The organism is Aliiruegeria haliotis (assembly GCF_003003255.1).
GTDB lineage: Bacteria > Pseudomonadota > Alphaproteobacteria > Rhodobacterales > Rhodobacteraceae > Tropicimonas > Tropicimonas haliotis.
This window is the reverse complement of sequence record NZ_PVTD01000015.1, coordinates 15,548-33,887: the sequence shown is the minus strand read 5'-3', so window position 1 is coordinate 33,887 and position 18,340 is coordinate 15,548. Positions and strand designations below refer to the sequence as shown.

Genomic DNA, 18,340 nt, shown 5'->3' with positions numbered 1-18,340 from the left:
ATTGAACAAGACAGGAGTTTCGGCTTTGATGTTTTTACGATTTCTACTCGTCACAGTTCTGGCCTCTACAGCAGGTCTCGGCTCCGCCCAGGATGCGATAGATCCCGAGGGGCTGAACGGACCGGCCGGTCGGCCCTATTCGCCTTATGCAGACCGGTCCTATCCCACCCAAGTCTTCTTCGGCGACACTCATGTGCATACCGGACTGTCCGGGGACGCCGGCGGCGGCGGTACGCGTCTCATGCCCCGCGATGCCTATCGCTTTGCCCGGGGTGATCAGGTGACCTCGAACACAGGCCAACCGGTGAAGCTATCCCGGCCGCTCGACTTCTTCATGATCACGGATCACTCTGATGCTATGGGGGCAATTACCGATATCATTGGCGGTGCTCCGAATATAATGGCCGACGAACAGGGGCGCTATTTCAATGAAAAATTCAATGCCGGCGGCGAGACCGCCATGCGAGCGGCGCAGGAACTCGTGGCGGCCTTCGCGCAGGGCGAGGTCTCCCCAGCGTTGAACTACCAACCCGGCAACCCCGCATATGCCCGGGTCTGGGACGACATCATCGCCTCGGCGGAGGAGTTTAACGATCCCGGGCAGTTCACCACATTCATCGCCTATGAATGGACCTCGCTGGTGCAAGGCAACAACCTGCACCGCAATGTCATTTTCCGCGGTGGGCCGGAACGCGCCGGTCAGATAGTACCCTATACCACGACGCCTCCAATCGGCTCGCCTAACCCGCGCGACCTCTGGGCCTGGATGGAGAACTACGAGGAACTGACCGGCGGCAACGTACTGGCCATCCCCCATAACGGAAATCTGTCAAATGGCTGGATGTTCTCTCTGAAGGATGACTTTGCCGACGGGGCCCAACTCGATGCAGCTTACGCAGAAGCCCGTCAGAAATGGGAACCGCTCTATGAGGCGACCCAGATCAAGGGCGACGGAGAGGCGCATCCGATGCTCTCTCCCGATGACGCGTTTGCGGATTTCGAGACCTGGGATTACGGCAATCTTGACGCCTCCGAAATGAAGACACCCGACATGCTACCAGGCGAGTATGTTCGCTCCGGCCTCGGACGTGGCCTTGCACTGGAATCCGAGCTGGGAGTGAACCCTTTCAAGTTCGGTCTTGTCGGCGCCTCTGACACCCATACCGGGCTGACCGCGCCGGAGAATGACAATTTCTATGGCAAGTTCACGGCCTACGAGCCGAGCCCGCACCGCGCCGATCACGTATCCAAGACCTTTGCCGATGGGTCGACCGCGCTCATGTCCCATCAATACATCACCGGCGGCCTTACGGCGGTTTGGGCTGAAAGCAACACGCGCGGGGCGATCTGGGACGGCATGAAACGCCGCGAGAGCTATGCTACCACCGGGCCGCGGATTCGGGTCCGCTTCTTTGGCGGACGGTTATTCGAAGCGACGGACGCACTCCGTCGCGACCTTGCTCTGGTTGGCTACACCAAGGGCGTGCCCATGGGTGCAGACCTGCCGGCCGGCGAGGGAGCGCCTTCCTTCCTGGTCTATGCGCTGCGCGATCCGATGGGCGCGAACCTGGACCGAATCCAGATCGTGAAGGGGTGGCTCGACGAAAACGGGGAGCAGCATGAACGGGTGTATGACGTTGCCTGGTCCGATGAACGCGTGCCGGGAGCCGACGGCATGCTCCCACCAGTCGGGAATACGGTCGACCTGTCGATCCCGGCCTGGACCAATACCATCGGGGCGTCCGAACTGGGCACCGTCTGGAAAGATCCCGACTGGGATCCTGCCCGGAGCGCGTTCTACTATGCCCGCGTCATCGAGATCCCGACGCCGCGTTGGACAGCCTATGACGCCGTACGTTTTGGCGTCGAAATGCCCAACGAAGCCAAAATGATAACCCAGGAACGGGCCTATTCTTCTCCAATGTGGCACACCGCAACAAAGGATTGAGTTGATGCGCATACACCTTTTTTCGACCGTTGCGATGATTGCTACGGCGAGCCTCGCCGTTGCCGAGCCCAACCCGTTGCGAAACGCCTATTTCGGCGAGACCCACCTGCACACGGCTTTTTCGCTCGACGCCTTCATTGGTGGGACCCGCCTGATGCCGGCGGATAGCCTTGCCTTCGCGCGGGGTGAGCCGGTGACCTTGCCGGACGGCACGACCGCTCAGCACAAGCGACCGCTCGATTTCGCTGCTGTCACAGATCACGCGGAGTATCTCGGCGAGATGTATTCGACCCTGTTCGAGGACGCACCAGGTCACGACAACGAGGATCTCGTCGCGCTTCGCGGGCTGGAAAGCCTGGAGGAGCGCCAGCAATGGTTCATCAAGTACGTCGTCTCTTCGAACCGCTCAGCGACTCCTCAGCATCCGCCCTTCTTCGCCGGACCAGAGACGTCGAAGTCGGCGTGGCAGGTGATTGTCGAGGCTGCCGAGCAGGCGAATGACCCCGGCACTTTCACCGCGCTGATCGGCTTTGAATGGTCGGCCGCTCCCAATGGCGCCAACTTGCATCGCAATGTGCTCTTCCGTGACAACAACGTGCCCGCCAGCGTGCCGAGTTACATTGACATCAACGAAGAGGAGAACCTCTGGGCCTGGATGAAGACGCAAGAGGCCGAGGGACGGCGGCTGCTCGCAATCCCCCACAACTCCAATGCCTCGAAAGGCCGGATGTTCCCAAGCAGTGACAGCTTCGGTGAGGCGATGGATCTCGAATACGCCCGTACCCGGCAGGCCTACGAGCCATTGATCGAGATGATGCAGGTGAAGGGCAACTCCGAGGTGCACCGCAAGTTCTGGGCTGCCGACGAGTTCGCCGGATTCGAGAATGCGGATTCGATCCAGAAGAATTCCGGCCGCATCTTCCACCAACGCGATTTTGTCCGTGGCGGGCTGATTGACGGGATTGGATACGAGTTCACGCTTGGCGTGAACCCATTCAAATACGGTTTCATCGGCGGGACGGACAACCACAACGGCATGATGTCGGCGGTCGCCGAGGACAGTTTCATCGGTGCGCATGGGCCCGAGGACGGTAGTGTCGAACGCCGTCGCACAGGCAGCGTGGCCGGATGGATCGACGGCAAGGACCTCTCGATCGGATCTCTCGCTGGCGTCTGGGCCACGGAGAACACCCGTGCCGCGATCTGGGACGCCATGAAGCGGCGTGAGACCTTTGCCACCTCCGGTCCGCGTATCAAGATCCGCATGTTCGGCGGCGTCGGGCTGTCCGATCCGGCGGACCCGTTGGCGATGGCTCAGGAGGGTTACCTGCTCGGGACCCACATGGGGGGCAACATGCCACCGCTCATTGCGGCGCCGACCTTCACTGTCCATGCAGAGAAGGATCCGATGGGCGCAAATCTGGACCGAATCCAGATTATCAAGGGGTGGGTCGATGAGTACGGTGATACCAACGAGAAGATCATCGACGTTGTCTGGTCCTCGGGACGAGATATCGATCCGGCCACCGGCAAGCTTCCACCGGTAGGCAACACGGTGGATCTCGAAACGGCCATGTTCACCAACGATATCGGAGCGCCCGCGCTGATGGGAAGCTGGACGGATGACGACTACGACCCGCAGGCCATTGCCTTCTATTATGCCCGAGTGCTCGAAATCCCGACCCCGCGCTGGTCGACCTATGATGCTGTGCGCAACAACCGGCCTCTTCTGGAAGATGTTCCGGCGGTTATCCAGGAGCGGGCCTGGGGATCACCGATCTTCTATTCGCCGACAAACTGATCCGAAGAAAGGGGTCTGTTACCGTGTTCGGATCGGAGGTCTCCTTGTAGCATTGCCATTCGATGCATGCGATTGATCTGAAGCGAAACCGCTATTCCGATTGATGCTGCTCCACGACCTCCAAGGTTCGGCCGGGCTGTTGCCGTCCAACCAGACGTTCGAAACCTAACCGCGAACGACAGTTTAGGGCCGTTCTCGCGTGTCCGAGCGATTGGCCGAAGGTCGGGAATGTCCGCAAAGCACCAGTTCACCCATGCTGCAGCATCGTCGCCTTTGGGCTCGGCTCAGTCATCTGAGTGATTTGGTCGGGTGACGGGACTGCCTCATTGAGCAATCATTGGTGTACACCAAACCAAGCAAGTATCATCGGTATCGAGCCCTGCAATCGTAAATTCAACACAATATCAAAGACTTGAATTCGACCTCGGCCGATCGGGTAATTGATGTCGCGTTTTACATCAACGCCACATCAACGTTCTAAGAGTCCACCAGTAGGAGCATTGGGAATCAAAGGTTCCGTTGCACCTTCGCTGTTGGGATGCGCTAGGATTGGTTGAGTGATCGTACCGTGACGGTGCGCCATGTTGATCACCACGAAGCGCATCTTTAGGATTGAAATATTCTCCCGAACTGATCAGCTGACCTTGGAATCCGACTCTGATCGGCGATCAAAGAAGCCATACTCTTACTACGCTGATGCGCGACCAATCAGATCTCGACGGTGATTTCGAAGAGCCGCGTATCGAGAGGCATGCCGCGCGCTTCAAGCTCGCCACGTAAGCCGCCCCATTTGCGGAATATGTGGGCACGCATTGCAGTTTGCGCCCCCGGGGCATCCCGCGCCATCAGTTTTTCCAAGATCGTTCTGTGTTCCTCCAGAGCAAGTTCGAGTTGGTCCCGGTCACGCTCGTAGATTTCCAGGAACACTTCCCACTCGCGGGTCTTGCCGACATAGCGGCGCACGAAGTCGACGCTTCGGATCAGGGCGAGGTTATGCGTGCTTTCCGCGATTTCGAGATGAAACCGGCTGTCTACATCCATAACCTTGTGAAAGGTTTCGTCAGTCAAAGGGCCTTGCAGGATGCTTGTGTGCTCTTCCAGCGAGGTCTTCATGCGCCGCAGGTCCGTCGCGGTGGCGACGTTGGCGGCCAGCGCGGCAACGGCGCCTTCGATGGTCAGGCGCGCTTGGATCAACTCGAAGGGACCGATCTCGGGCTCGGCGAGGGGAGTGGCGGCGGATGTGTGTGCCTTGGACTTCAGCTTGATGGAACCTGAGCCCTTTCGGGTCACGATCAGGTCGCTGAGCTCAAGCACCAGGAGGGCCTCGCGGACGATCGTCCGGCCAACGCCGAACTTGTCCGAAAGATCCCGCTCGGTCGGCAGGCGTTCTCCAACTGCGACATGCGGAAGTATTTCTGTCTCGATCCGCTCAGCGAGAACGCGAGAGGGGCGGAGGGGGCCGTTCTGGACGGTATCGGTGGTCACTGGATCAATTGGCATGCCAGAATAATAGCCTGCCCGTTTCTATTTGTGAAGTACGAGTTGCACACCACTTATCGCCCAATTGGCATGCCAAAAATGAAAATAATTCATTTTGGTTGACACATATGTTCGGATGACGATAGATGTGGCGTGCAACTTATGATGATCTCAAGGGAGGAAACGATGATGATGCGTTCGACTATCGGTCTGGGTGTTGCTGCCGCGGCCATGCTGGCGGCGACGAGCCTGACAGCGGAAACGATCAAGATGCAGGCAGAGGAACCGGGTTCGAGCATCTATCTCTATGCGGGTCTGTTTGAGGCAGTTATTGAAAAGGCCACCGATCTCGATATCGAGATCATCCCGCGCGGCGGGTCGGTCGCCAACACGGCCGCCACGTCGATGGGCAAGACTGACTTCGGCTTTGCCAATGGCCTTCCGGTGGCTTGGGGCGCCGCTGGCATTCTCGACTTCGAAGGCAAGAAACAGGAAAACAACCGCCTAGTCTTCTCCGGCATGCAGGTTGCCTACCTGGTTGCTGCTGGCGCAAGCGAGTATGTTGAGAAGTCTGGCGCCGACACAGTTGCCGCCGCGCTCACAGGCGACGATCCGGTCAAGGTTCTCGTTGAACCGACCGGCTCCATCAATCCCGTCGTGCTCGACCTCTATCTGAAATCACAAGGTACGGATCTCGATGCTCACCGTGACGCCGGCCACGTCGTGCAGGTGCCGTCGTCGCAGATGGGCCAGCGGGTTCAGGACGGCTTTGCCAACGGCATCTTCACGCAAGGGCCGATCGGCAACCCGGATCTGACCGAGGTGATGTTGGCCGAGCCGATGACCTTCCTGACCTGGTCGGAAAGCGATCTCGCGGCGATGAAGGATGTGGGCTACGTTGCCGCCACGATGCCGGCGGGATCCTATGACGGACAAGATGCCGACTACACCGCCCCGGCCGCCCTCAACGACATGATCGTCAACAAGGATGTGGACGAGGAAGTCGTCTATCAGGTCACCAAGGCGATCATCGAGAACCAGGATGAGTTGGCCGCAGCCAACCAAGCCTTCGCGACCTGGGATCCCGAGGCCTTCATTCAGCCCGACTACCACGTTGTGCCGCTGCATCCCGGTGCCGAGCGCTATTACCGCGAACGCGGCTGGCTGAAATAACCCACCCCTCCCGAAGCGGTCCGGCCATCTGGCCGGGCCGTTTTCTTGCCACCAAAACATCAGGAGAGTTCCATGGATGTGGTTGAAGTGAAGTCGCTTCCCGCCAACGTCTTGCCCGGGCGTGTCGTTTACAAGGCGACCGGCAAGGATGGCCCTATCGTGAGCGGTGAAATGACAGTGGCCTTTGGCCGCTACTGTGGTGATTACGGCCCGATGTCGCCGCATCGCCATGCCGAGGAATGTGTGTATATCCTCGAAAGCAAGGGGGGCTGGGTCCGCTTTGGCACCACCGACGACTGCGCCGACGGTAAGCGTGCGCTGACCGGCGGTACGCTGCTGCACTTCCCGGAGAATGAGTGGCATGTCTTCGAATACGAAGAAGGCGGCTACATCGACGCCATGTTCATCTACGGACAGGTCGACAACATCCGGCCCGAAGAAAAGGACTGATCGCATCATGGTCGACACCGCCAATCCCAATGCCCACGAGGATATCTCCTCACCGCTCGATGACCGTATGGATTTGCGCAGCCTGCGCGGTGTCGTCCTGACGGGTTTGTGTTGTGCCTATGTGACTGCGGTATTGTGGAACTTCTTCCGCCCGATCGAGCAGATGGCCATCATCCCGTTCCATGTCTATGTCACGGTGGCCATCGTTCTGCTGGCCAAACCGATGCATAGTTCGGCCTGGTTCGCCGGCAGTACGATCCCGCCGCGGCTGCTGGACGTACTGGATTGGATCATGGTGGCGACCTGCCTCGCGCTTTGCGCCCACTACGCGAGCGAGGCGATCAGGTTGCAAACCCGTATGCAGTATATCGACGAAGTGTTCTTCACCGACAAGCTGGCCTTCTTTGCGGGAACGATCGTGCTGCTGGAGGCGGTGCGGCGGCAGGTCGGGCTGGTTCTGCTGATCCTGCTGGTGGTATTTCTTTTCTACGCCTTCTTTGGCAACTGGTTTCCAGGTGCGCTGTCCTTCTCCGGCTTCTCGGTAGACGAGGCGACGGACATCCTGTCGATGCAGACAAATGGCATCTTCGATGTGCCAGCGCAGGTCGGCCTCAATGTCATCACCTTCTTCGTGGTGTTCGGTGCGATCTTCACCATGACTGGCGGTGGCGCAGTCTTTATTGACCTTGCCTTCCGGATTACCGGTCGCATGGTCGGCGGTGCCGCGAAATCCGCGGTCATCGGCTCGGCGATGTTCGGCACCGTCTCAGGCTCGGCAGTGGCAAACGTTACTACAACCGGGGTGCTGACCATTCCGCTGATGCGGCGCGGCGGGCTGACCCCTGAACAGGCGGCGGCTACCGAAGCGATCTCGTCCTCCGGCGGACAGTTGATGCCGCCGATCATGGGCACGGCTGCGTTTGTCATGGCTCAGATCCTTGGCCGCCCCTATATCGAGGTGGCAATGGCCGGCCTCATTCCGGCGATCGGTTTCTACTTCGCCTTGTTCATGACCATCGACCTGCGGGCGAGAAAGCTCGGGGCGTTAAAGCGGGTGGAACGCGAAGTGCCGCCGCTTGGGCCGCGCCTGCACCTTCTGGCCGGGCCGATCTCCCTCATCATCGCTCTTTTTGCCGGCTACTCTGCCAACTACGCCGCGATCATCGGCATCGCTGTTGCCCTGGCCGCACCGTTCCTGCGTGCGCATACGCGTCCGGCTCTCAAGGATCTGGCCTGGATGATGCCGATTTCCGGCCGACAAGCGGCGGAGATCGCAGTGGCCTGTACATCGGTGGGGATCGTCATGGCTATCGCCATCCAGTCCTCGCTGGTGCTGAAATTCGTCGGTGTGCTGTCGCAACTGGGGGACGGCAACCTGTTCCTGTCGCTGGTTTTGATCATCTTCGGCTGCATCATCATGGGCATGGGGATGCCGACGGTCGCGGCCTATATCGTTGGCTCGGTGCTGTTCGTGCCGGCCCTGACGGCGCTCGACGTGCCGACTCTCTCCGCGCACTACTTCATCCTTTACTATTGCGTGCTTTCGATGGTGACACCTCCGGTGGCCCTGACAGCCTACGCGGCGGCTGGCTTGTCCGGCGGCAACATCCTCAAGACCGGCATGCTCGCCTTCTTCTACGGGCTGGTGATGTTCGTGATCCCCTTCGGGTTCATCCGCGACGAGGCGATCCTTGGTCAGGCAGGAACGATGAGCGTCGCGGTGGCCTTCATCGGCATGATCATCGCCACGTTCAGCTGGTCCGTGTTCCTGCAGAACTGGCTGGGCCGGGTTCTGTGGCTGCCCGAACGGATCGCTTTCGGAGCGTTGAGCTTTGCCATCATAATCCAGCCGAGCGACAGTGTTCTCTGGTTCGCTCTGTGCGCCGGGCTGGTCGGGCTGATGGGCTGGTGCCTTTTCAGTCGCGGCCTGCGCGCGAAACCCGTTCCGGTCACCCAAGGAGACTGACATGTTCAAAGGCGTCATCCCCGCCATCGTCACCCCGATGCAGCAAGACGGGTCTTTCGACCCCGGCGCCATGGCCGAACAGGTCGCCCGCCATCTCGATGCCGGGGCAGGTGGCATCTTCTGCGGCGGCACCAACGGCGAGTTCTACGCCCTGAGCCGGGCGGAGTTGGTGGAGGTGGCAGAGGCCACCGTGAGTGCCGCCCGCGGCAGCAAGGTCATCGCTGGCACTGCCTTCGGTGCGGTGGCCGACACCGCGGAGCTGACCCGCGCCTATGCAGAGGTCGGGGTGGATGCGGTCTCCATGCTGACGCCCTATTTCGTCGATGTCACGCAGGAGGGCATGGCGGAGTATTTCGAGGCGGTTGCCGACGCTTCCGCCCTGCCTCTGGTGCTCTACAACATCCCCGGCAAGGCGCGAAACGACCTGGAGGCCGAGACCGTGGGGCGCTTGGCGAAGCACGAGAACATCGCGGCCATCAAGGACAGCTCCGGCAAGCTGGACAAGGTCAAGGGGTTCGCTGCCCAACCCGGCATCCAGACCATGACAGGTTCCGACGGATTGATCCTTGCCGGTCTGGAGTTGGGGCTGGAAGGGTTCGTGTCCGGATTCTCCAATGTGGCACCGGCTCATGTCTACGGCATCGTCAAGGCCTATCGTGATGGCCGGGTCGAGGAGGCACGGGCGCATCAGGAGGCGGTCGGCATTCTGCGCGACATGCTGGCTTACGGGAATCCCGGTACTGTAACCAAACGCTCCGCTGCCCTCCAGGGTGAGCAGGTTGGCCCCTCCCGCGCGCCCTGTCGGGTTGCCCCGGGTGAGATCGACGATGCCCTGATCGAGATCATGGCCCGCGCGGGCATCACGGTCGAAGCGGCCGCTTGACTGTGGACAGACAGCGGCAAGCGCCTTGCAATCGCTGTTCGGGCGATGGCTGGGAATGACTCAAGGACGAGAAATTTGCAAAGTTACACAGATGCACTGATCCGCGCTCTGGAGACAGGGACGCGGTTCGAGCCGGCGGGCCCAATCCCGACCACGCACGCAGATGCCTGGGCGGTGCAGCAAAAGGTTTCCTTCCGGCTCGGACCGGTTGGCGGCTTCAAGATTGCTCCGCCAAAAGGCGACCAACCACCTGCCATTGCTCCGATACTCGCAAGCCGGGTGTTTGCCAGCGGATCACGGCACGAGGTCAACGATACGCTTGGCGTCGAACTGGAAGTGGGATTCGAGATACTTCAGGATCTCCCCGAGGACGGGTTCCCCGCGCGACCCGAGGCCTTTTTCCGTCCTCGGCCCGTCATCGAGCTGGTTGATAGCCGGATCGCCGGGCCGCTCGCGGCCGACCCGTTCGTCAAACTGTCAGATTTGGGTATTAACCACGCATTGATCCTCGGCACGCCGATCAACGGATGGGATGGCAGCGATTTTGACAGTGTGTCGGCCAGCATGGCCTGTGGGGACGCTGTTCTTCTCGAGAACGATGGCAGCGTTCCCGGCGGTTCGGCAATAGCGGCGCTAAGGTTGTTGTATGACATATTGGGCGATCACTGCGGCGGAATCCGTGCGGGTCAGACCCTGATCACAGGCTCGCTTCATCCGATGACCCTCTTACCGGCAGGAACCGTGTTGCGAGGAGATATCGAGGGGCTTGGGAGAGTGGAAGCCCATCTGAGGTAGTTTTTCCGGGCGAAAGAGGTTTGAACCGCCACAGCACAGGAGACAACGGTATGGGCGTCGAATTGGGCTGCGTCGCAGACGACTTCACCGGGGCTACGGATCTTGCAGGATTGCTGGCGCGGAGCGGTGTGCGAGTCTCCTTGCGGATGGGGGTTCCTGACACGGCGCCAGAGGCGTGTGACCTGGCGGGGATCGAGGTGATCGCGCTCAAATGCCGCACGGAACCCGTGGACGAGGCGGTGGCCGAGACCTGCGCGGCGCTGGACTGGCTGAAACGGGCCGGAGCGCGGCGGTATTTCTGGAAGTATTGTTCGACATTCGACAGCACGGCCGACGGCAATATCGGCCCGGTGGCCGAAGCGCTGATGGCCGATCTTGGCGCGAGTCAGACGATCTATTGCCCCGCGTTCCCCGAAAATGGCCGGTCGATCTTCATGGGCAACCTTTTCGTCGGCGAACTGCCGCTGGCCGAGAGCCCGATGAAGGATCACCCGCTGACGCCGATGCGGGATAGCAACCTGATGCGCCTGCTGACGCCGCAGGTGACAGGCGCGGTGGGGCTGGTCAACCGGCTGACCGTTGCCCGCGGGGCCGAGGCGCTGAAGGCGCGGCTCGACATGCTCGCCGCCGAGGGCGTGTCCCATGTGGTGGTGGATGCGGTGGCCGACGCGGATCTTCAGGTCATCGCCGAGGCCTGCCGCGACATGCCCTTGATGACCGGCGGCAGCGCCGTCGCCATGCCGCTCCCTGCCATCTACCTGCGCGAGGGCCTCATCACCGAGGCGGCGAAACGCGCCGCGCCGCCGCAGGTCGGACCGGGCGCCATCGTGCTCTCGGGCAGTTGTTCGGCGATGACGCGGGCGCAGGTGGCCGCCTTCCTGCCGCAGGCGGCGGCTTTCAAGCTCGATCCGCTGGCGCTGGCTGCCGATGGTGTTCAGCTCGCCCGGGAGTGGCTTGCCGCGCAACCTGCCGATACCGCCAAGATCGTCTTTGCCACCGCCGAACCGGACGAGGTGGCGCGGGTACAGGCAGAGCTTGGCGGCGCCAGGGCCGGCGCGCTGGTCGAGGCGGCGTTGGCGCAGCTCGCGGTCGATGCGCGCGACGGCGGTACCCGCCGTTTCGTCATTGCCGGTGGCGAGACTTCCGGCGCGGTGACCAAGGCGCTCGGTGTGACCGCGATGGAGGTCGGCGAGGAGATCGCCCCCGGCGTGCCGTGGACCTGGTGCATGTCCGGCGGGCGGCAGATTGCCATGACGCTGAAATCTGGCAATTTCGGTTCCGAGGGCTTCTTCGCCGAGGCGCTGGCCAGGCTCAAGGCGATGACATGAGCGCCGAGGCCCGCCTGCGCGAACAGGTCTGCCTGTTTGCCAAATCGCTCTACGACCGCGGTCTGACCCCCGGCGCCAGCGGCAACATCTCGGCCCGGATGGAAGATGGCCGCCTGCTGGTTACGCCGACCGGAAGCTGTTTCGGCCGGCTCGACCCGGCCCGGCTTTCGGTGCTCGATCAGAACCAGCGGCATGTCGATGGCGACAAACCCACCAAGGAGGTGGCGTTGCACGCGGCGTTCTATGAGACGCGGCCTGCGCAGACCGGTGCAGTGGTGCATCTCCATTCGACCCATTCGGTCGCGCTGTCGATGCTGCCCGAGACCGACCCGGACAACATGCTTCCGCCGCTCACCGCCTATGGCATCATGAAGCTCGGCAAGGTGAAGCTGCTGCCCTATTTCATGCCCGGGGATCCTGCGATGGGCGACGCGATCCGCGGACTTGCGGGCAAGCGCAGCGCGGTAGTTCTGGCCCATCATGGTCCGGTCGTCGCGGGCAAGGATATCGAGGCGGCCTGCTATGCGATGGAAGAACTCGAAGAGACAGCAAAACTCGCCATCCTGACCCGGGGGCTTCACCCGAACATGCTCTCCGAGGCCGAGATCGGCGGGCTGGTCCGCACGTTCAATGTCGAGTGGGAAGACTGACATGACCCGGTTTTCCGCCAATCTGGGATTCCTCTGGATCGAACGCGCTCTGCCCGAGGCGATCCGTGCCGCGAAATCCGCCGGGTTCGACGCGGTCGAATGCCACTGGCCCTTTGACGTCCCGGCCCGGGAGGTCGCGGCGGCTCTCAACGAGACCGGTTTGACCATGCTGGGGTCTTGTCAGAGCAACTTGGTTTTTTGGCGGGGCAGGGGGCTGAGTAGCGTTCCCAGATGGCAAAACGTGACCCGTTCAAGTGCTTCAAGACGAACCGCGAGATCATCCGCCTGGCTGTGATGCTCTACGTTCGCTTCCCGCTGTCGCTCCGAAAATCAGAGGACCTATTGCACGAGCGTGGCGTCGATGTCAGCCATGAATCCGTCCGTTTCTGGTGGCATCGGTTCGGGCCGATGTTCGCGTCTGAGATCCGCCAGAAACGCGCTGAGCGACTGCGTTCCGGACCGCAGTGGCGCTGGCATCTGGACGAGATGTTGGTGAAGATCAACGGCGAGCACCACTACCTTTGGCGGGCCGTCGACCACGAAGGCGAGGTTTTGGAAAGTTTCGTGACGAAGAGGCGGGACAAGAAGGCGGCATTGAGATTCCTCAAGAAAACAATGCGCCCCTACGGTCGGCCGGAGACCATCGTCACTGATTTGCTTCGCTCTTACGGGGCGGTCTTGAAGGCGATTGGCGCTTGGGCGCTGCAAGAAACCGGCCGTTGGCTGAACAACCGGGCTGAGAATTCGCACCTGCCGTTCCGACGACGAGAACGGGCAATGCAGCGTTTTCGGAGAATCCGAAGTTTGCAGCTGTTCGCCGCCATCCACGCCTCTGTCTTCAACCATTTCAACTCGGAGAGAAGCTTCCACTCACGAGCGAACTTCAAGAAGAACCGTGCCGCCGCCCTCGCAGAGTGGCGTCAACTTGGCGCGGCATAAGGGACAGCGATCCGCCGTTGCAGAGACTGGTTCGAATTTGTCTGACACCACCTTCTTGTCCCTTAAAGGCCTGCCGCAGTTGCTGCGACAGGCTGTCTTGTGGCATGTCCCAACACGCGGAATGCGGCACGGTACGATGGAACGTTTCGAAGGAGGGAGCCGTGGCTCAGAGCAGCGCGCGATAGAGCGCCTTGACGTCTTCAAGCGTGGCCGGGCGCGGATTGCCGCCGGTGCAAACGTCGGCCATCGCGGAGTCCGAGAGCGCATCGACGTCGTGTGCGAGAACGCCCACCTCGGTGAGCTTTGTCGGAATGCCCACGTCGGTGGAAAGCTGCTGCACCGCGTCCACCGCCGCTTTGCGCGCTTCGGCCAGCGTCAGGGAATCGACACCAGTGACGCCCATCGCCCGTGCGATGTCACGGTACTTTTCATCGGTGTAACCGGCATTGTAGGTCATGACGGTCGGAAGAAGGATCGCATTGGCCACACCATGCGGCGTATCGTAGAAGGCGCCCAGTGGGTGTGCCATGCCGTGAACCAGGCCGAGACCGACGTTGGAGAACCCCATGCCGGCGACGTACTGGCCGAGCGCCATGCCTTCTACGCCTTCGGGGTCACCCGCGACGGAGGCGCGTAGCGACCGGGAGATGATCTCGATGGCCTTGAGGTGCAACGCATCCGTCAATTCCCAGGCCGCCTGGGTGATGTAGCCCTCGATGGCATGGGTCAGCGCATCCATCCCGGTGGCGGCTTTCAGCGCCTTTGGCATGGATGCCATCAACTCGCTGTCGATGATCGCCACCTGCGGGATGTCATGCGGATCCACGCAGACGAACTTGCGGCGATTTTCCAGATCGGTGATCACGTAGTTGATCGTCACCTCGGCCGCTGTGCCCGCGGTGGTGCCCAGGGCAATGATCGGCACACTTGCGTTCCTGGTGTCCGCCACGCCTTCGAGCGAGCGGATATCGGCGAACTCGGGGTTCGCGATCACGATCCCGATCGCCTTGCAGGCATCCTGCGGCGAACCGCCGCCTATGGCGACAAGGTAATCGGCTTGCGCCGCCTTGAATGCCTCGATCCCGCCCAAGGCGCATTCGATGGTAGGGTTTGGCATGACTTCGTCGAAGATCTCGTAGGTCAGGCCGGCCTCATCCATCAGATCGGTGACCTTGCTGACGATGCCGGCCTCGACCAGAACCTTGTCGGTGACGATAAGGGCCTTATTGTAGTTGCGCCGCTGGACCTCCGCTACGAGTTCCGAGCGTGTTCCAGCGCCGAAATATGCGGTTTCGTTGAGGATCATTCGTGGCATTTGTGTCTCCTGTGGTTTCATTCCGGTGCAGGGCCGGGGTGTATGGCCTGCAAACGGTCGGCCTGTAGGCCTGATGGGGTCTTGGTCCCGATGGGCGCGCCGGAGCGCGCCTCATGCCGCCGATTGGTGGCGGGACATCAGGGTGCGGACTTCAGTGGCAATCATCCTTTCCTCGTCCGTGGGGATGACGAGGGTCGTCACGCTTGCGTCTGCGGCGGTGATATTGGGAAGCTCAGGGCCGGCGATCTCGTTGGTCCGCTCGTCGATTGCGATGCCCAGAACGCCCAGGCGGGAGCAGATGCGCGATCTGATCGTCGCGCTGTTCTCCCCGATTCCGGCGGTGAACACCAACACGTCCAGCCCGTTCATCGCCGCGGCGTAGGCCCCGATGGTTTTGCGGATACTGTACACGAAACTGTCCAACGCTAGGCTGCATCGCGTGTCTCCGTTGGAGGCGGCCGCCAGTATTTCGCGCATGTCGTTGCTCAGGCCGGATAAGCCCAGCAGCCCGCTTTGCGTGTAGCACATCTTCTCCACGTCCTCGATCGACATGCCGAGCGTCTTCACCAGGTGAAAGACAATGGCCGGATCGAAGTCGCCGGACCGCGTGCCCATAGGGATGCCGCTGAACGTGCCGAAGCCGAGACTTGTATCGACCGAGCGCCCGCCCTGAACGGCGTCGATCGTGACGCCGTTGCCAAGGTGACAGACCACCATGGAGAGATCCTCGATCGGCCGGCTGAGGACCTGGGCGGCAACACGACTAACGAATTGGCAGGAGATCCCGTGGAAGCCAAAGCGCCGAATGCCGTGATCGGTGCAAAGCTCGTAGGGCAAGGCGTATGTATGTGCCTTGGCTGGAAGGGTCTGATGGAACGCGGTGTCAAACACCGCGACATTCGGGGCATTGGGAATAAGATCGCGTGCCAAATCGATACCGGCAATGCAGGCCGGATTGTGAAGCGGCGCGAGCCATGCGCATTTGCGAAGCCGCTCCATCGCGTCATTTCCAACGACGATCGATCCGGTGAACTCGGTCCCCCCGTGAACCAGGCGATGCCCGATGCCCGTCACGGCCTCCAGGCTGGCGATCACGCCGATCTCGGGGTCGGTCCGGTTGGAAACCATCAGCTCGAATGCTGACAACTGGTCGAGAAGGTTCGGGGTCAACCTGACCTTCTGCCCGCGCGCCTCGTGGGAACACGACGCATTCGCAGCGCTGATCCGTTCGATCAATCCCTGTGCCAGAACGTCTGAGAGGTCGGAAGGATAAAGCTTGTATTTCAGGCTCGAACTGCCGCAGTTGATAGTGAGGATCATGAAGGTTTCTCTGGAAAAGCAAGACCGACGCGTCTGACCGCGCCGGTCTGTTGAAGTCCGATCAACTGCCGTGGGCTTGTCCGCACAGTTGACCTCGATGGCGCGTCAGACCGGCATCGGCAGTGCAGCCCACATCCCGATGGCCGTCAGGAAGTTGAACAACATGGTGCTGGCAGCGATTGTGCAGGCCGGCGGGTCGATATGGGTGTCGCCATGGTCGAGGAAGGCGCGTGCGAAGAACTCACCCAGAAACGCGCAGAGCAAACCGGCCAACGCGGCCCAGATCAGGCTGCCGGAGGCGGCGCCGACGATGGCGGCGGGCAGGGTGATGTGGTGGGTCACCGGCGTCAGCACGCCGACGGTGAGGAACATCAAGCTGGCGGCCGAGACACCGAAGGCCAACAATGCGCCGGGCGTACCATAGGTAACGCCGAGCCAGCCGGCGATAAGCCCGCCGCCCAGCCCAATCATGGTGAGCTGCCCGAAATCACTCTGGAAGGCCAACCACTTGGTAGCGTCGGTGGGCTGGAAGAACTTCCGCCCTTCTTCTGCCTTGCCGCAGAAGCCGCAGCTCCCCCATAGGAACCGCGCGATGAAGCCGGAGATCACCACCGTGATGCCGGGATAGTCGGTCCAGGTCAGCCCGTCGCCGAAGCCGGGGATCCTGGCGATGAAGAAGATGATGACATAGCCGAGAATGCCGAAAATACCCCCGACCAGCAGCACGTCGGGTGCGTTTAGGCCCATGCCGGCGGTGACAATGTTGCGGCCGCTGTCGAGCTTGCCCTTCTTGGCGGCATAGGCTGCTGCGGCGACGCCCGAAGCGAAGCCGCCGACATGCGGGCCGAAGACGCCGAAGGGGATATTGAAGAAGTCGGTGGCCTCAGGCGCAATCGCGAGTTGGATGCCTACGCCAAAAAGTGTCAGAAGGCCAACGAAGGCGAAGGCGGGCAACGCGCCGATCGCGGCGCCGAAAATTCCCGCGCCAAAGGCGGCGAGTAGTCCAATAGCAGTCATTTCATCCTCTCTTCCGTTTCCGACAGTTCCGGAGGTTTCTGGAATTCTGCCGCTCCTCGTTTTTCTTGCGCCGTCGCATTGGACCGATCATTTCAGCCAAAGGGAATTCGCTCTCGGAAATGAAATTTCCAAGGTGAATTTCCGACTCTCGTCGCCATGGTCTGGTGGTGACGAATAGCCTCCGATCAGGGGGCGCTGGTGACGGAACTTACAGAGCAGTGAATTGCACCGTCAACGAGACGGACTTGCCAAAGATTGGGGGATTCTTGTCTGCCTCCTTCGGTCCGGGCTTCCATCCGCATAAGGTAGACAGTTTCCCTCTATAATATTGATATATATGTGGAAAATGGCTTCAGCATTTCCGATGGAGCGTTTGTCCGTCACCGGAGGCAGGTGCATCGTAGTACTCACGGTCGGATAAATGGCAAAAAAACGCACGTGCCGAGTGCAAATTTTTACCCGTTCGGAAACGGCTTGTCCTCGACCACAACGCCCGGTTTTCAGGACCTTTTGGAAAAATCCTTTCAAAACGGGCGATTAGATTGATTCTGACTGCTTGGCAATTTTTTCCCTTCGTTTGTCAATTTCCTCGCGTTGAGGAAGTCGGCTTTTGGGATCAGCTTATACGAGGTCGAAAATACCATCGTAACCGAGTCCCAAATGACCTGCTCGAAACCAGCCCGCATATTGATGATCGTCGGAGACTATTCCGAAGATTATGAAGTGATGGTGCCGTTTCAGGCGATGATCATGCTGGGAATGGACGTCGATGCCGTTTGCCCCGGTAAACGCAAGGGCGATGTCGTCAAGACGGCGATCCATGATTTCGAAGGCGACCAGACATACAGCGAGAAACCGGGCCACCTGTTTCGGTTGACTGCCGACTTCGGGATGGTGGAGCCGAACGATTATGCGGGGCTCTATATCGCCGGTGGGCGGGCCTGCGAGTATCTGCGGCTTGACCAGCGGGTGCTCGATATCGTGCGCGCCTTCGACGCCGATGCACGCCCCGTCGCTGCGATCTGCCATGGCGCACAGATCCTTGCCGCCGCTGGCATCCTGCAAGGGCGCCGGCTCACCGCCTATCCGGCAGTGGCTCCTGAAATCACCGCCGTTGGCGGCCAGTTCGTTGAGGTCGCGCCCGAGCAGGCCGTCACCGACGGCAACCTTGTGACCTCCCCGGCCTGGCCGGGGCACCCCGAACTGCTGCGCGGCTTCGTGCAGCGCATCGCACCTGAAACCCTGACCTGAGAAAATGGCAAATCGCCTGGAGGAA

At 61.0% G+C, this 18,340-nt stretch carries 15 protein-coding genes and 1 pseudogene; 12 read left to right on the top strand and 4 right to left on the bottom strand.

Annotated elements, in window-relative coordinates:
- Positions 1 to 28: 28 nt before the first annotated feature.
- Positions 29 to 1,948, top strand: coding sequence for a DUF3604 domain-containing protein (locus CLV78_RS21895; protein WP_106208023.1), 1,920 nt, complete (start codon positions 29 to 31; stop codon positions 1,946 to 1,948).
- A 4-nt stretch (positions 1,949 to 1,952) separates the two neighbouring features.
- Positions 1,953 to 3,749, top strand: coding sequence for a DUF3604 domain-containing protein (locus tag CLV78_RS21890; RefSeq protein ID WP_106208021.1), 1,797 nt, complete (start codon positions 1,953 to 1,955; stop codon positions 3,747 to 3,749).
- Positions 3,750 to 4,457: 708 nt separating this feature from the next.
- Here CLV78_RS21890 and CLV78_RS21885 read toward each other — a convergent pair.
- Entirely contained in the window at positions 4,458 to 5,249 is a 792-nt protein-coding gene (locus CLV78_RS21885; RefSeq protein ID WP_106208019.1) for a FadR/GntR family transcriptional regulator, read from the bottom strand.
- A gap of 168 nt (positions 5,250 to 5,417) precedes the next feature.
- On the opposite strand from CLV78_RS21885, the gene CLV78_RS21880 reads away from it, so the two are divergent.
- The 9 genes and pseudogenes from CLV78_RS21880 (at position 5,418) to CLV78_RS21840 (ending at position 13,412) form a co-directional block, all read left to right on the top strand.
- Complete coding sequence (locus tag CLV78_RS21880) at positions 5,418 to 6,401, top strand: TAXI family TRAP transporter solute-binding subunit (RefSeq protein ID WP_158263633.1); 984 nt, start codon at positions 5,418 to 5,420, stop codon at positions 6,399 to 6,401.
- A 72-nt stretch (positions 6,402 to 6,473) separates the two neighbouring features.
- Entirely contained in the window at positions 6,474 to 6,851 is a 378-nt protein-coding gene (locus tag CLV78_RS21875) for a hypothetical protein (RefSeq protein WP_106208016.1), read from the top strand.
- A gap of 7 nt (positions 6,852 to 6,858) precedes the next feature.
- Positions 6,859 to 8,817 (top strand): TRAP transporter permease, encoded by a 1,959-nt coding sequence (locus tag CLV78_RS21870; protein ID WP_158263632.1) that lies wholly within the window; start codon positions 6,859 to 6,861, stop codon positions 8,815 to 8,817.
- Position 8,818: 1 nt separating this feature from the next.
- The gene (locus CLV78_RS21865) at positions 8,819 to 9,700 is read left to right on the top strand and encodes a dihydrodipicolinate synthase family protein (RefSeq protein ID WP_106208012.1); all 882 of its coding nucleotides are present in this window, start codon (positions 8,819 to 8,821) and stop codon (positions 9,698 to 9,700) included.
- Between the two features lie 174 nt (positions 9,701 to 9,874).
- Positions 9,875 to 10,495: a hydratase gene (locus CLV78_RS21860; protein WP_245925244.1), complete on the top strand. Its 621-nt coding sequence runs from the start codon at positions 9,875 to 9,877 to the stop codon at positions 10,493 to 10,495.
- Positions 10,496 to 10,545: 50 nt separating this feature from the next.
- Positions 10,546 to 11,823, top strand: a complete 1,278-nt coding sequence (otnK, locus tag CLV78_RS21855) for a 3-oxo-tetronate kinase (RefSeq protein ID WP_106208008.1) — start codon at positions 10,546 to 10,548, stop codon at positions 11,821 to 11,823.
- Positions 11,820 to 12,473, top strand: coding sequence for a 3-oxo-tetronate 4-phosphate decarboxylase (gene otnC / locus CLV78_RS21850; RefSeq protein WP_106208006.1), 654 nt, complete (start codon positions 11,820 to 11,822; stop codon positions 12,471 to 12,473). Before otnK ends, otnC begins: the two co-directional genes overlap by 4 nt.
- Before the next feature lies 1 nt (position 12,474).
- Positions 12,475 to 12,648 (top strand): annotated as a pseudogene (locus CLV78_RS24650) (isomerase); the annotation flags it as partial.
- Positions 12,649 to 12,704: 56 nt separating this feature from the next.
- A complete protein-coding gene (locus CLV78_RS21840) occupies positions 12,705 to 13,412 on the top strand; it encodes an IS6 family transposase (RefSeq protein WP_106208004.1) in 708 nt (235 codons plus the stop codon).
- A gap of 166 nt (positions 13,413 to 13,578) precedes the next feature.
- Here the strand turns inward: CLV78_RS21840 and fucO are convergent, their stop codons facing one another.
- The 3 genes from fucO to CLV78_RS21825 form a co-directional block, all read right to left on the bottom strand.
- Positions 13,579 to 14,727: a lactaldehyde reductase gene (gene fucO, locus CLV78_RS21835; protein WP_106208002.1), complete on the bottom strand. Its 1,149-nt coding sequence runs from the start codon at positions 14,725 to 14,727 to the stop codon at positions 13,579 to 13,581.
- 111 nt (positions 14,728 to 14,838) lie between these two features.
- The gene (locus tag CLV78_RS21830; protein WP_106208000.1) at positions 14,839 to 16,047 is read right to left on the bottom strand and encodes an acetate/propionate family kinase; all 1,209 of its coding nucleotides are present in this window, start codon (positions 16,045 to 16,047) and stop codon (positions 14,839 to 14,841) included.
- Between the two features lie 105 nt (positions 16,048 to 16,152).
- Positions 16,153 to 17,064: a DUF7973 family transport facilitator gene (locus CLV78_RS21825; protein ID WP_106207998.1), complete on the bottom strand. Its 912-nt coding sequence runs from the start codon at positions 17,062 to 17,064 to the stop codon at positions 16,153 to 16,155.
- Positions 17,065 to 17,724: 660 nt separating this feature from the next.
- On the opposite strand from CLV78_RS21825, the gene CLV78_RS21820 reads away from it, so the two are divergent.
- The gene (locus CLV78_RS21820) at positions 17,725 to 18,315 is read left to right on the top strand and encodes a DJ-1/PfpI family protein (RefSeq protein WP_106207996.1); all 591 of its coding nucleotides are present in this window, start codon (positions 17,725 to 17,727) and stop codon (positions 18,313 to 18,315) included.
- Positions 18,316 to 18,340 lie beyond the last annotated feature (25 nt).